The organism is Legionella jordanis (assembly GCF_900637635.1).
Lineage (GTDB): Bacteria > Pseudomonadota > Gammaproteobacteria > Legionellales > Legionellaceae > Tatlockia > Tatlockia jordanis.
This window is the reverse complement of record NZ_LR134383.1, coordinates 1,962,731-1,976,731: the sequence shown is the minus strand read 5'-3', so window position 1 is coordinate 1,976,731 and position 14,001 is coordinate 1,962,731. Positions and strand designations below refer to the sequence as shown.

Below are 14,001 nucleotides of genomic sequence, written 5' to 3'. Positions count from 1 at the left end.
GGCGATTCTTTTAAACAGGTGCGAAAGTAGTAAATCATTAAATCGATGAATATCTGAGGGCAATAAATGGAATAGCGTCCATTAAAGAACGCTATCCCCTTCATTTAGAAACGGCTTATAGGGAAGACGCCAAATAATTGAGTACCGCACTGCTGGGTAGGGCAGGCGTGAACGTTTTGCCACTCCAGATCATCATTTGATTCCAAGCCCAAATATCTATCCCCAAGAAGAGAGGATCTTGTCTGGCATTTTTATCATTAATTGCATTCATGGCAGCTTGTAAATAATCAATTTGTTTGACACCAGAACTCTGTCCATTCACGGTTTCAAATTCGTGCACCGAGGCTGATGCGGGAACAGCAAATTGATATTTCACATTGTACGTTTGAGCATTTTTCATCATTTTTGTGACTTCAGCGTTGACGTACTTTGTGTAATTTTCAAGTGAATTAGCAACCCCACCGGCATTAGGGCCTAAGTCATATAATGAATCGATAACAAAACCATTCCCATATTTATTGAAAATTGTTGCAAGTGCACTGTTTACGTGACCTGCAGTCGTAAAGACAGAGAATGTACGACCTTGGGGATGTGCTGCGTTTACACAGTGATAAGGATCGGGTTGATCGGGTCCATTATGTTGGCCTGCGAAATTCTTGGCAATTTGCGCGAAGAAAAAAGCTTGCCCTGGTTTGCTAATATCAAATGGCTCCAGATCAAATGATACTCCTGAAACGTTGTCATCTGCACAATAGAGGCTGGCCACATTATCTGCATAAATACTCGCTTCAGCTTCTGTGAGGTTATTGAATGTCGTGAGGTAAGGGCCTCCAACCACCCCATCCAGGACAGGATACATCGACACGGGATTAGAAGTTTCATTTGCAGCATTGAAATAGGCTGTGGTGGTTTCTGGCGAATAAAATGCTTTCATATTGCTCGCCGTACAAGGTGTGCTGGAAGATGCCCCACCAGATCCCTTACAAAACATTTCCATGTCGCCACCGTAGCTAAATATCTGGGTAATTTTGTGGCCTGCACCTGCTATGTTGTTATATTGGTTTATATTTGCTGCAAATAACCCAGGTTTGCTGCCGGTTTTACGACCATTACTATCGTAGGTCGTATCATAAACCCAAGTTCCATTGCCATATTCACTGGATATTTGGCTTTGTGTATATACCACCGAAACTTGTGTGGTTGCCTCAGCTTTTACTTCTGCATTAATGGGGGCAGCTTGATAGCTGTTGGTCCCATTATTCACCGGAGAAGCAGTCACTGTGTATGGACCGGCAGCGAGGTCTGTCAATCGCCAGGATGTTCCCCAATTCACAGTTTGGTTATAGGTCTGTTCCATGCCAGTAACAGTGACTTTAGGATTATTCAATCCTGCTGCAGGCTGGCTTGGCATATTGATGGTTAGGTTGCCTGTCGTTTTGGATGGAACGACTGTATATTTCACCGTCGCTTCAGTGGTTTGTTGTGGAGAAATCGTCACATCAATAGGCGCAGCTTGATAGCTATGTGTTCCATTGTTAACAGTGGACGAAATAATGCTGTAAGTACCCGCAGCAAGATTGTTTAACTGCCACCGGGTACCCCAATTGACGCTTTGATTTAATGTTTGGCCCATACCCTTCACGGTGACTTGTGGGGTGCTTAATCCGGCCTCTGGGGCAGCAGGCATTATGGTTGTTAAATTTCCTGTATCACCTGGAGGCGTCACGCCTGCTGCCAAAAATACAAAGGGTCCTGTTGGGGCGGGAGCGTCCGGAGCGGCATTAAATTGTATGGTTAATGGATTGGCACAGTTAGGATCAGGCTTTAAGGAGTATGGTGCTCCGCCAAGCAGGGCAACTTTAGTCCCTTGTTGGCTGGCAACCCGCCAAGCAGCCCAAGGCTGTCCCCATATGTTGCTTGGCATAGGAATGGAATAATTAAAATTAAATTCAATGTCGTTTAACGGAATAGATTTGGATGAGTTGTTACAAATGGAAATTGTTTCCACCCAATACTGGTTAGATACATTGACTATTACAGGCACAGGGGTTCGTTCTACAACGGTTGTGATTACTGAATTTTGCTTCGAAAACGCGAATGAGGCATCGAAAAAACAGATTAAACTCAATACTAATAGCATCCATGGCTTTTTCATAAATCTCCCTAACTGTTGCAAATTTGTTAATAAATGAATACTGAACTGTGAAAACAAATTAATGCATTAAAACTCAGAATAGATTGCACTACTGAGTTTATTGTCACTCTGGAAAGTGAGTTTAAGATTTCTCTAGACCCCCCTACCAACTGGAGCTGAGAGAATGGCTTTTCAAATGGAGAATCAGATCTCGCTAGGAATAGTATTACTTGAATTGCATCAAATTAAAAGAACTTATTGGCATCCGGCTTGCCATAGTCACCTCTTTAGCATCAACCAGGAGGTCACTTAAGATGGAGCAATTCCCTTTCAATGCCTTGCAGGCTTAGACCAATCATGAGCCCAATGCTTTGTGAAAAAGGACAGGGAATTTTGGAAATGGGCATAGATGACCTGCTTCTTAGTTTGTCATTTCCGTACCAGCTGCAAAATTTTTTGCACGTCCTGTTCCTTGTTTAAATTATCGAAATCACCCCTTAAAATTTTTAGTGAATAGTTTTCCGAATCGATTTCCTCCTGGGTACGAACTTTTAATGCTCTTAGAATGGGCAGAGGAGGGCACCAACCTTGAACTGCATGTATTGCTAAAAGTGGCAATACAAGACCAGGAAGAATAAGCCAATAGGTGCTTACAAAAGCGCCTAGCAAAACACCTGTAAAAGCTAAAATAGAAGCATTTAGCTCCAATACTCTTTCCACATTATATTCTTTGCCAATGTCCTCAATCCTTTGGCTGAGTTTATCCGGACTTGCATTAGTATATGAATGAAGGGTTGATATGATTTCATTATCAATCGCTTGATTGGCCGAATCGGAAGAATTGGCCCTCACGTGGTCTTGTTTCATAATCCCCTCCTTAGGTTTACCAACTTGAAATAACCAGCTATTAATTCTCCGGGTTAGTAAGTCAATGGAGTTTCAGGTTACTCCACAGTGGCCGTCCCAGCAAAATTCCAGCTAACATGACCTGAGGCACTCCTTTTAATTTTAGACGGGTTAGAGCAAAAATAGGATTTTGAAGGGAGAAAACCCGGTTGTTGATCTGTGAACCGGGCTTCATTTGGCTAGGTCTGATTTCTTTTTAGAATTAAATATTGACGTAATGGATGTCTAAGACATCTGCCGCTTACTTGAAAGGGTAAGCCTACTGCTCTAATCCACTTTGGCTAAATGGGAGAGTTGATTTTCACGAACGTCAACACTAATCATGTCATCATCAATACGAACTGGATATATCCTCAAATGTTTAGGTTTACTGATTTTCCCCAATACGGTACCAACGGCTGGAGGCCAAGGGGTCCAGCATTCAGGCTTACCTGACTCAAGGTTAAAGGCACTTTTGTGAAAAGGACAAACAATGGTGTTTTCTTCCGTAACCACGGCTTTGGTTAAAGGCAATTTAAAATGCGGACATTGTGAGGCAACGGCATGGATGGAATTATTATTCCAGATAAATAGAATCTTATGGCCATCAATTGTTGCGCAATGACGCCCTTTTTTTTGGAGTTCGCTCAATGTAACTGCTGGTTTCCAGGAAGACATATTATTATTCCTTCAATTTAAAACATTCATACGGTATTTAAGTCTCTAAATACCACATCTATCACTAACGGTCATACGATAGTTTTTTAATGAATTGAATACAAGGGAAATTATTCAAGCCATACATGGCCAGTTTCAATTGTGGTTGGTCGATGGTTTGCCTTAGGGTGAATATCTTCAGGTTTTTGAGTTTGTACACAGGTTTGGTATTTCGTGACAAACACTTCATTAAAAGTAAAGATCTTATTTAGGTAAACTGATGAACCAATTTAAGTGTTTAGGGCTAATCGTCTGTTTTCAACAAGGGTTTGAAGTTGTCTTGCTGGCAATTGGATAACTTGAAAGGTCCCTAAACTCATTCTTATAAAGGAATACCCCGCCAATTACCGCTGCCGGTAAACAGATAATATTTAGAAAAGGGATAAAGCTTGCCAAGCTTATTCCCGCACCGAATCCCAGGGAAACCATGGTTTTTTGTTTTATTTTATTCCGCATGTTTTCAAAACTAACCAGATTGTTGTCCATTACAAAATCTTGATATTGAATGCTCAAAATCCATGAGTTAAATAAGAACCACAGAACTGGGAAAATAGGGTGGATAAACGGTATAAAAAATAAAACAATCATGCCCACAAACCGCGGGATGAAATAGCGTAAAAATAATCCCTGACGCTTGATGCTGCGAAGGGCGGTTTTAAAAAATGGCATAGAAGGTACATCGCTTTTATAAAATAAACGTTGGGTTTTTTCGGCTAATAAGCCATTGAAAGGAGAGGCCAACAGGTTAAAAATTACTGTAAAGGTTACAAGAAACAAAAAGAAAAAGCTGATGCAAAACAAGACAATCAAAGCCCAGTGTAAAAAACTTAGCCATGAGGGGAGAAAATTGATGTAATACTCGGAATATGAAACAAGGTAGTGATAACTCACATAAAATAAACCAATAAATAACAGTAGATTAAACAATATTGGTAATAATACAAATCGTTTAAGGCCTTTGGTCATTAAATGACGCAAACCTAGTAAAAAATAACTCATGCCGCGAATAAAATCGCTCAAATGAAACTCCGATTTACTTTCTTGCACCATTTAATATAATTCAGGTGCTTGTATGGCCTAAAAATATTCTTAAATAAAGTTCCCCAACTTTACAAGTATTTTTGCTGGTTTCAAATGAAGTATTTTCCATCGCGTAGACAGTTGATTTGAGGTAAACCATCGCAGCAATCCCATAAGGCACAGACTATTCACGGGCATTTTTTGTCTATAATTTACACATCAAACAACCAAGGAGGGTTTATGTACTCGTTTAAAGATGCTCAAATTAATGCTTATGTCACCCAGGCAAGAACGATTGCATTGATTAAAGGAAATTCCTCCATACTCTATCCTTTCTACACTTCCTCTGGCGAAAATAGTAAGAGCAAAGATACCTGGTTTCCCTATATGGGTTATCTGGATTACCCGGATGGGGATTCGAGTAAGGGTGAGGTGTTCATGGTAAAACCAGTCAATCGGACTGTTTCAACGGAATCAGCTGCAATCATAAAGAAATATCTTGCAGAGGAAGAGGCCAAGGCATTTATCAATAGTCCAGATCCAGACGAAGACACTGTCAAAACCATTGAAAAACTTGCCCCTGGCGCCGCCAAGATACTCTATAGTGGTCTGGATCCTGATGAAGAGTTAACTGCTATCATTAAACAACACTTTGAAGGTGTTGCCGAATCTTTTATCAATCGGATGGGTAATGATGAAGCCTTGGCCATTTCTTGTTCATTAGGTGGAGGCGTATGGGAAAAATACCCTGAAATGCGGGATGAAATCATGAGCGCAACTCCAACAGCGAAATTCATTAAGCCCATTGAAAAAATCACCTACACTGAGAGCCCTATCAGGAATATGTCTGCGGAAGAAAAAAAACAACTCGTGGACTTTGAAGGGACTGTTTGTAAGGGGAAAGTTAAAAAAAGTCATGCGGAGATGGCATCGCATATGGAATCGCTCATTCAGAAAGAATCACAACGCTTCGTCTCAAAATATTTTATTCCAGCAAAAAAAGACTTTCCCAGCACGCAGGAGGCCAATCAATTGCTTCAATTGACCCACGCGCAAGAGGTTAGGGATAGATATGCAAATTCTGTCACTCATCTGGTTCAGATGCATCGAAATAAAGAAAAAGCAGAAGAGAAAAAGGCCTCAGCGCCGGTAATCAATCAACCTGATGAAGGTGGTTTGAATCCCTAAATGCGAAGGAATTGTTCCTATTGCTAAACAATATAGGCGCAAATGGGTTAAAAGACGGCAGGGTGATAACCTGCCAGAACTTTATAATAAACACTTCTTCATGATGGAAAATCAACAATTTTGATTTGAAAGGATTGGAGAGATAGTCGGCAAATCGGCTATACAATATCTTTGCCTTCGGCTTTTTGCTGCTCTTTGTACATTTTCCACTCACTGTCATTGTCGAAAATGAACTTGCAGGACTGCTCAATAAAATAATCTTTAACGCTGATGCCTGCCCAGTGACAGTATGCCGCTATTTCCTTATAGATTGATTCGTTCATCCTAATTCTAAATTGAATCTTTTTTTCTGGGCCAGGCTCTCGCGTTATAAGCATTTTTAGATCTCCGGTGTAAATCTGAAAAAATTATAAATTAATAATGGGATTATTTCGATACTCAAACCCGAGATCATCTTTCATTTGAGAGCAAAGCTGTTTATTGATGGTAACTTCCAAAATTTTATGCTTTTTAATGTTATAAATAAATTTAACATCCAAATCATTTTTAATCAGCTGCTGGACGATCTCATCGTGGCATGCAGTTTCTTCAATGTTTCCTTTTTCAATCTCTTTGTACTGGCATGCCGTTTCAGTATCAATATTTTTAATCTCAAAACAGTAAGTTAAGCTGTGCTCCCCTAAAGAAATCCTTTGCAGTTCAGTATTTTCATCCACCATTACTGGCAAATCTTCATTTAGAGCTTCTTCGGAAGAGGCTATAGCTCCTGTAGCAGCCATCATGAGTAAGCTGATTTTTAAACAGTTTGTAATTGATGTCATATATCCCCCTTTTTTGTTGTATTCACATTGGGATTAAATACAGCGAATACTAATTAGATGTTGCTTGGAAGCGTTCTTGAAGCCGGTAGGCTTAATGGATAATTTTTTGATATAAAGGCAATTAACTTTTCACGCATTTCGCAACGCAAATTCCATGCGTCACTTGCTGTCCTTGCGCTGGCTACAACTCGCAATTGCATAGCTTTATCTTGCAAATCCGTTACCTGAATCCCTTGGATTTTCCGATCCCAAAGGGCGCTTTCCGTCAATATGCGCTTTAATTCGTCCCGTAGTTCATCAACAGGCAAGGTGAAATCTGCGTATAAGTACACACTACCAATCATATTATTGGACTGTTCGCGACTCCAGTTTTGAAATGGCTGCTCCAGAAAATACACGGTAGGGACTATCAAACGGCGCCAGTCCCATAATTTGACGACCACATTGCGAAAATTAATTTCTTCAATCACTCCAAATTCGTTATCAATCACCACCGAATCGCCAATTTTAATTGGTTGGGTCAAAGCGATTTCCAGGCCAGCGAATAAACCGGATAAAGTTTTTTGCGCTGTAAAAGTCACTATCAAACCAAAAACCCCTGCAGTGGTTAATACACTCGCGCCCAGAGCTTTTACATTATCAAATAGCATCAGACTCGAGCCTACTACTAAAATAGTCACGATGGCTAAAGCGATGCGCTTTAAAATTAGTACCTGCGTAAACATTTTACGTGCAGTGACATCGCAATTGACCTTCATTTGATAACGGTGCACTGTGAGTGTCTCACCGAGCGATATGACCTTGTAAAGAATCCATCCCATCGAAAAAATAATCAGCACACTGCTTATTTTTTCCAGTAAAAAAGAGAATTCTTCAGGGAGGCCCAAATGCTGGATGAAGGCTGTTGCAATGATAAGGAATGCTACAGCTTTGATGATACTGGAAATGGAAGGCAGTAACAGGTTAATTATAGGATGAGAAAGCGGTAAAGATCCTGATTGGATGTACCGTTTGATGCTGCTGATGACCCGAATGATGATCCAGAAAAAACATAAGCTTAAAGTCAAATAGTAAATAAATGATTCAACCAGGCTGGCCACAGTAGCAGAGTTGCTGTCCAAGTTACTTAAGATATAAAAATTATAAATAAAATTACCAGCGATTGCCGCAAGGGTTACCAATAACGGCATATATATAATTTGACGCAACTTTACCGTGAAGCTCTTTATACCCGGCTGTGAAACAGAAGAAAGCTTTGAGGTCTGAGTCATTGTGTTCTCCTCAGTTTAAGGCTTGGTGAGAAAGCCATCCTTGGCTTTTGAAATCCTTAGTAGTGAATGGTGTACAACACTTTTCCAGGCAAGCGTGTTTTTTCAAGACCTAAATCACTTTGTGAGTTATTGTCATCGTGCTTGCAAATTAAACCTGAGTTTTCGAGAGTAAAGCGAATCTTAACCTCTTTTGTTGGTAGACTGATTGTGTTCAAAATTAACTCTCCTTTCATAGGTATTTTTTCTGCACTGTTTGAGACAGTAAATACTTCTTCCGATTTGCTATTTATTTTTTGAATGCCGCCAGGTTGTAAGTCAGCTCCCTGAAGTTGAATCTTTCTTACGACGAGATCATCAGCCAGGTTATTTTTAACCTTAATTTCAAAGCTGTCGCATGGATTGCCTGCTTTTGCCAGACCAGCAGCCAATAAAAGAGAGCTCACACAAGCCAATTTGAATTTTTTCATATTGATTCTCCTTATTGTTGTTTTAAAAAATTTAATATCAGTTAGAAACCGTGTTTTGTTTTGAATTTATTAACTTCTTCTTCAGCTTCACTTCGGGTTAAACCATAATGTTGCTGCAGTTTTCCGTAAATTACATGCTGTGTCCCTTCAATTTCTTGCCACTCATTATCGGTTAGTTTTCCCCACTGTTTTTGCAGATGACCCTTAATTTCTTCCCACTTGCCTCTAAAAATTAAGCTGTTCATTGTTATTCTCCTTGTCATGTATCGTCACCGTTAACGTGACAATTACAGGTTATTTCAAATAAATTTCGATGTCAACAAAAAAATGCCATTAAATTTTTAATTGCATTGTTATTTGTAGTGACAATAATGTGATTGCAAATATCACATGCATATGGTTAATTCCAATTAACATATAAGAGGAGTTAATTATTTGTATGCTGTGACTTAAAGTTATTTTTTATGTTGACAATCACGTCACAAACATTTAGTTTGGAAATTGGTGATTGAGACAACAATCAGAATTTGGATCAAGTATTGGAGGAGATTTGCATGAATCAATTAAATTCTGCTCAAGTTCAACATCGAAAGTCCAAAGATGAATCTTATTTATCGTCTACTCAAATTTCTTATTTAAAATCAAAACTCCTCATTTGGAGGCAGTCTTTGCTAAACCAGATGAATCAAACGAAAGTGTTTTTGCAATCTGATAACCACAATCATGGAGATTTATTAGATAGGGCAAGTCAGGAGGAAGAGCTCTTTCTAACTCTCGGCAGGAGTCAACGTGAACGTAAATTGATTAAACGAATCGAGGAAATGATACATCGCGTTGATGATAAAAATTTTGGCTACTGCAAAACCTGTGGGTTTGAAATTGGATTTAGCCGACTAAAAGTACGTCCTATTGCAGAGGAATGCGTGGACTGTAAACAGTTTGCTGAAATTAAAGAAAGGCATCAGCGAAAATCTCAGTAACTTATCTGTAGGCCTGTTCCGGTGGTGCAGGCCACTAATTTGAATAGATTTATTATGAATAAATTATCATCCAAAGTTATATATATTTACTCACCATTGTTTGTAATTTTGTACAATTTGGCGGGAAATCTCGCGAATGATATTTACCTTCCTACTTTACCAGTGATAGGTGAGGAATTTCACGTATCCAATTTTTATGTGCAGTTTAGCATTACCATCTGGTTTTTAGGTGTTGCTATTCCCCAAATCTATTTTGGGCTGATTGCGGATCGTTTTGGTTCAAGGCCGTTGATGTTATGGGGTGGTGTTTTATTCTTATTATCGACGGTTTGCTGCTTACAATCCACCTCCATCTATATGCTGCTAAGTGGTCGATTTTTGCAGGGTGTTGCTGTTTCGAGCCTTAATATTGCCACTTTTGCTACCGTTCGCAGCCAGCATTATCAGCAGGCTGCGACTTTAAAATTTATTACATGCATCCACATCGTGGGCTCAATGGCTCCATTATTAGGCCCCATTTTAGGGAGCTATTTGTATGCAGTCTTTGGCTGGCGAAGCACATTTTTATTTGTTCTAATCTTAGGCTTTCTAGCCTTGGCCGGACTTTATTTCTTTTTGATCGAAAGTTCTGATCGTAAGAATCATGAAATCCGCTGGGGTTTGAGCTCTTCCTTGAATTATTATAAAGAAATTTTATCGAATAAAAGACTAATAATTGCTACCGGCATCTACACTTCGCTGCTTGCTGCACTCATTGCCTATCTAACCACGGCGCCTTTGGTCGTGTCGGAACAATTTTACATCCCTTCGGAGTATTTTGGTTTAACGCAAACCTTGCCTTCAATCTCCTTTATATTAGGAGGATTGGTGGTTAATCGAATGGTAAATAAATACTCGCTCAATACCATCATTCAAATTGGGTTAGTGATTGTTGCTGTGAGCAGCTTGCAATTATTAGTGGTTAGCCTGATTCATTCGCTATGTTCGGTCTTCAGCTATTTGCTGGCCATCTCCTGTTTTTTATTCGGCTTTGCCTTTGTAGGCAGTCCTTTAATGTCAGAGGCATTATCCAGTTCCCCCCATAAAGGCGGGGCCGCTGCAATCTTAGGCGTGGCAATGGCCATCATGGCAAGTCTTGGCAGTTTTGCCACGGCCATTTTCTATCACGGCCATATAAGGGTTATCACCATCATTATTACTGTTTTTGTTTCATTGGGAATAATTAGTTACCAAACGGGCAAAGGGGTTTTCCATCATGACAAACAATAAAATTTTTTATTTAACCATTTGTTCCTTTGGAATTGGTATGGCAAGTACCCTGCAAATCGCCAATTTAACAACCATTTTTCAATTTGCTGGGTTTAAGTCGCATGTGATTGGCTATTTGTGGCTCATCGCTCCCTTAGCGGGGCTATTTGGACAACCGGTTATTGGCATTTTGTCCGATAATTTCCAGTCAAAGTACGGACGAAGAAGACCACTGTTCCTACTATCCACGGTATTGGGTTTTGTAGGGCTCTTATTTCTGCCTTTTGTTCATGGTTTTTTCCTGCTCATTTTCATTATGACCCTCATTGATATTGGCTCAAATGGAAATGCACAATTGTCACGTGCTTTAGTGCTTGATCTGACTAGAGGCAATGATCGCGTTCGTGCATTAAGTTGTTCCACAGCCATGGCAGGATTAGGAGCAATGGCAGGGGGCCTTCTCCCTTGTATGATGATGTATTTATTTCAGGAATCGGGACCTAAAACGCAGACTCCTGCTTATCTTAAAACTACCTTTGTCATTGGTGCTTTTGTTTACTTGATAGTTTGTTTAATCACCTTTGCAAAAACCCGTGAAAAAAGGACGAATCATTTCATGAGGACCATTGCATTTAACCAGTCTTTTTCCTGGCAGGACATACTGGCTAAGGTGAAAAAACTTCCAGCGGGCTTTTGGAAACTGAGTTATACGTTGTTTTTTGCCTGGGTTGCGATATTTTCAATTTGGAATTACTTGAATATTGATATTGCGCAAACCATCCTCGGTATGCCTTCCTTTATGACGGACGATTTGGAGCAGGCAGGGGAGTACCTGGCAGAAGCGAATATTTTAACCTCCTTTTACTGCGTTATCTTGCAGCTAGCCAGTATGTTTTTTGCCTTTCTCATCCCGTTTTTTAATAAGTACTGGTCCATTAAGAAAATATTTACCATGGGGCTGACAGTGGGGGGCATCAGCATAATTTTGATGGCTTTTACAACCAATCGCTATCTTATGGTTTTTCTTATGATCTTCTATGGCATCTCCTGGGCAACGCTTACAACCTGTCCCTATGATATTTTTGCAAAATTAATCTCTAAGAAAAACCATGGTTTTTACATGGGAATTATAAATGTCGCAATTGTATTCCCGCAAATTGTAATCGGACTGTTGCTCGGTTTTCTCTATAAACATTGTTTTGCAAGCGAAGCTTACAATATTATTTTAATGGCCGGAATTTTTCTGATTATGAGTGGTTTTTTAAATTATAAATTGCAGTTCATGCGAAAGGAATCAATGCAATGAAGAGGTATTGAATGTTATCGATGCGGGCAGCCCGGCCAGCAGCAGGGCCGGCGCTTACCATTTTTAAGATCATTGCAGGCCCGCTCGATTCGACGCTCTCTGGTTTCCTGTTTTTTGGCAGACTCAATCCAGCAGATCCATTCATTGCGCGCAAGTATTGTTATATCTTCCCAGGAAGCCAAAGCTTTCGCATCAGAAGTTAATACTTGTTGAAAATCAATGGGAAGGTTATGCAGCCATTCATTTACCTTGCTGGTGCTTAAGCTGTGAGTGCGTAATTTATTGCTGTTAGTCATAATACCAGTCCTATTTCTCGCCTTATTCTAAACTAGAAGGGCGTGTTTGTGGATGTTTCGTCCTGGAATTCTTGTGACTAATGCTTTTCTATAGCATATGAATGTATGAGGTAGTCTGTGGCTTTAGGATAGAATAGATAAGTGAATAACGGAATTTTTATGATGGAAATTACAAATAAAAAATTTGGATTTAAGTGGCTAATTTTTTGTGAAACCTAAAATCTCAAGGCCGTTTTCAATATAATTGACGACTTTTGGTTGTGATAACAAGTACTGTCCTATATGTCTTGTTAGCTGATCTTGAGCTATCTCAAAAGCCTCCCTCCATTCGTTTTTTTTAAAATCTCCATGGCCTAAATACATTAAAGCGACCAAAGTTGCTTGTTGATCGGGTGGTAAGGTATTTATTTTATTTAGAACCCTTTGATACCAAGGATCAGATAAAATATAAGGTGTATCCTTTTCACAAGTCAATTTAGGATATTCATCTATTTTTTCCTGGAATCCTTTTATTTGCTTAAGAATACCTCTAATTATGTGGGGTTCTATATTTAGCATATTAATTTCTCGTTCCATAATAGTTAATTATAGCTTATTGGAGTAAGCCAGACTGGAGCGCAACAAGTATATAATCTGTTTATTTGTTTAGTACAATGCGGATATATATTCTTCAGAAACATGGATTTAAAATCTGGTTTATGCAAGTTTACATCTGGTGTTAAAAATGGAAGATTCTATGCTTCCCAAATTCTAGGTTATCGCTGCTGGAAATCTCATATATCACCTTAGCGAGCTTCTAAATAACCCTGATTTCTTAGACTATTATATAAGTGTATAGAATTCAGGAGTACATGATGAAGAAGACTCAGAAAAAAGGCAGTAAAAAAGTACCGCAAAAAGATTTAAAAAATGTCTCAGGTGGAACCGGTAATGAGCTGACGGGTCCACATGTCTTGAGACCTGCAGGCAAAAAATAATACTGCCTTTTTCAAGACAGACACAGAATTGGCCTCAACTCTATTGATTGATCAGTTCTCTGATCTTTTAATCTGAGGCAATCTCGTTTAGGACTAACTGCTCATCTATAACAGCAATGTGGTTTTGCAATTGTCTATCCTATAAGTATAAGTTTAGGGAGGATGGATTATGGAAAAACCAAAATTAATAGGTATTAACCATGTTGCTCTTGAGGTGGGTGATGTAGAAAAGGCATTGGAGTTTTATGCCAGTCTGTTCACTTTTAAACTCCGGGGCAAAGATCACAATCATGCGTTTATTGACTTAGGCGATCAATTTATTGCCATCATGAAAACAGATATTGCACACAAGGACAAAATACGTCATTTTGGACTGGTGGTGGATGACCGAGCTAAAATCAAAGAGCTATTGCAAACAATGCAAGTTGAGTTGATTAAGGATAAATTTTGTGACTTTCTTGATCCCTGGGGAAATTACATCCAAGTGGTTGAATATGCAGATGTTCAATTCACGAAGGCACCTGAGATACTAGCTGGAATGGACATCAAAGCTCATAAAAGTGCAGCAGCATTGCAGGAACTTCAAGCTAAAGGTATGGGACCTAAACTGTAGCATTGTTTCAAATGCAAACGAGTCTTTCCAAAAAATGAGAGTCTTTTAAACTTACCTTTTTCAGCATTCACTGCGCCT

General features: G+C 39.3%; 17 protein-coding genes. 6 read left to right on the top strand and 11 right to left on the bottom strand.

What is annotated here, in order from left to right; genetic code table 11:
• Positions 1–115 precede the first annotated feature (115 nt).
• The 4 genes from EL203_RS08785 to cysZ form a co-directional block, all read right to left on the bottom strand.
• On the bottom strand, positions 116–2,155 hold the full coding sequence (locus EL203_RS08785; protein ID WP_058469653.1) for a hypothetical protein: 2,040 nt from the start codon (positions 2,153–2,155) through the stop codon (positions 116–118).
• A gap of 408 nt (positions 2,156–2,563) precedes the next feature.
• Entirely contained in the window at positions 2,564–3,001 is a 438-nt protein-coding gene (locus tag EL203_RS08780) for a hypothetical protein (RefSeq protein WP_058469654.1), read from the bottom strand.
• Positions 3,002–3,307: 306 nt separating this feature from the next.
• Entirely contained in the window at positions 3,308–3,697 is a 390-nt protein-coding gene (locus EL203_RS08775) for a Rieske (2Fe-2S) protein (RefSeq protein ID WP_058469655.1), read from the bottom strand.
• Positions 3,698–3,994: 297 nt separating this feature from the next.
• Entirely contained in the window at positions 3,995–4,756 is a 762-nt protein-coding gene (gene cysZ, locus EL203_RS08770; RefSeq protein ID WP_058469678.1) for a sulfate transporter CysZ, read from the bottom strand.
• A gap of 240 nt (positions 4,757–4,996) precedes the next feature.
• Between cysZ and EL203_RS08765 the strand changes: the two genes are divergently transcribed.
• Complete coding sequence (locus tag EL203_RS08765; protein WP_058469656.1) at positions 4,997–5,944, top strand: hypothetical protein; 948 nt, start codon at positions 4,997–4,999, stop codon at positions 5,942–5,944.
• A gap of 158 nt (positions 5,945–6,102) precedes the next feature.
• Here EL203_RS08765 and EL203_RS08760 read toward each other — a convergent pair whose 3' ends face one another.
• The 5 genes from EL203_RS08760 to EL203_RS08740 form a co-directional block, all read right to left on the bottom strand.
• Positions 6,103–6,267, bottom strand: a complete 165-nt coding sequence (locus EL203_RS08760) for a hypothetical protein (RefSeq protein ID WP_232003924.1) — start codon at positions 6,265–6,267, stop codon at positions 6,103–6,105.
• An 84-nt stretch (positions 6,268–6,351) separates the two neighbouring features.
• Positions 6,352–6,765, bottom strand: a complete 414-nt coding sequence (locus EL203_RS08755) for a hypothetical protein (protein ID WP_058469658.1) — start codon at positions 6,763–6,765, stop codon at positions 6,352–6,354.
• Positions 6,766–6,818: 53 nt separating this feature from the next.
• On the bottom strand, positions 6,819–8,036 hold the full coding sequence (locus tag EL203_RS08750; RefSeq protein ID WP_058469659.1) for a mechanosensitive ion channel family protein: 1,218 nt from the start codon (positions 8,034–8,036) through the stop codon (positions 6,819–6,821).
• Positions 8,037–8,092: 56 nt separating this feature from the next.
• The gene (locus EL203_RS08745; RefSeq protein WP_058469660.1) at positions 8,093–8,503 is read right to left on the bottom strand and encodes a hypothetical protein; all 411 of its coding nucleotides are present in this window, start codon (positions 8,501–8,503) and stop codon (positions 8,093–8,095) included.
• Positions 8,504–8,544: 41 nt separating this feature from the next.
• Positions 8,545–8,748 carry a CsbD family protein gene (locus EL203_RS08740; protein WP_058469661.1) on the bottom strand — a complete coding sequence of 68 codons (204 nt, stop codon included), beginning with the start codon at positions 8,746–8,748 and terminating at the stop codon, positions 8,545–8,547.
• A 309-nt stretch (positions 8,749–9,057) separates the two neighbouring features.
• On the opposite strand from EL203_RS08740, the gene dksA reads away from it, so the two are divergent.
• Genes dksA through EL203_RS08725 form a run of 3 tightly spaced genes read left to right on the top strand, consistent with a single transcriptional unit; the run spans position 9,058 to position 12,037 of the window.
• Complete coding sequence (gene dksA / locus EL203_RS08735) at positions 9,058–9,483, top strand: RNA polymerase-binding protein DksA (protein ID WP_058469662.1); 426 nt, start codon at positions 9,058–9,060, stop codon at positions 9,481–9,483.
• 54 nt (positions 9,484–9,537) lie between these two features.
• A complete protein-coding gene (locus tag EL203_RS08730; RefSeq protein WP_058469663.1) occupies positions 9,538–10,752 on the top strand; it encodes an MFS transporter in 1,215 nt (404 codons plus the stop codon).
• Complete coding sequence (locus tag EL203_RS08725) at positions 10,739–12,037, top strand: MFS transporter (RefSeq protein WP_058469664.1); 1,299 nt, start codon at positions 10,739–10,741, stop codon at positions 12,035–12,037. Before EL203_RS08730 ends, EL203_RS08725 begins: the two co-directional genes overlap by 14 nt.
• Positions 12,038–12,051: 14 nt before the next feature.
• Here EL203_RS08725 and EL203_RS08720 read toward each other — a convergent pair whose 3' ends face one another.
• On the bottom strand, positions 12,052–12,333 hold the full coding sequence (locus EL203_RS08720; protein ID WP_058469665.1) for a YdeI/OmpD-associated family protein: 282 nt from the start codon (positions 12,331–12,333) through the stop codon (positions 12,052–12,054).
• Between the two features lie 198 nt (positions 12,334–12,531).
• Positions 12,532–12,909, bottom strand: a complete 378-nt coding sequence (locus tag EL203_RS08715) for a DUF3775 domain-containing protein (RefSeq protein ID WP_232003923.1) — start codon at positions 12,907–12,909, stop codon at positions 12,532–12,534.
• A 275-nt stretch (positions 12,910–13,184) separates the two neighbouring features.
• Between EL203_RS08715 and EL203_RS14675 the strand changes: the two genes are divergently transcribed.
• Together EL203_RS14675 and EL203_RS08710 are read left to right on the top strand one after the other, a co-directional pair.
• Complete coding sequence (locus tag EL203_RS14675; protein WP_269471741.1) at positions 13,185–13,310, top strand: hypothetical protein; 126 nt, start codon at positions 13,185–13,187, stop codon at positions 13,308–13,310.
• 169 nt (positions 13,311–13,479) lie between these two features.
• The gene (locus EL203_RS08710) at positions 13,480–13,923 is read left to right on the top strand and encodes a VOC family protein (RefSeq protein WP_058469667.1); all 444 of its coding nucleotides are present in this window, start codon (positions 13,480–13,482) and stop codon (positions 13,921–13,923) included.
• The last annotated feature ends 78 nt before the right edge of the window (positions 13,924–14,001 follow it).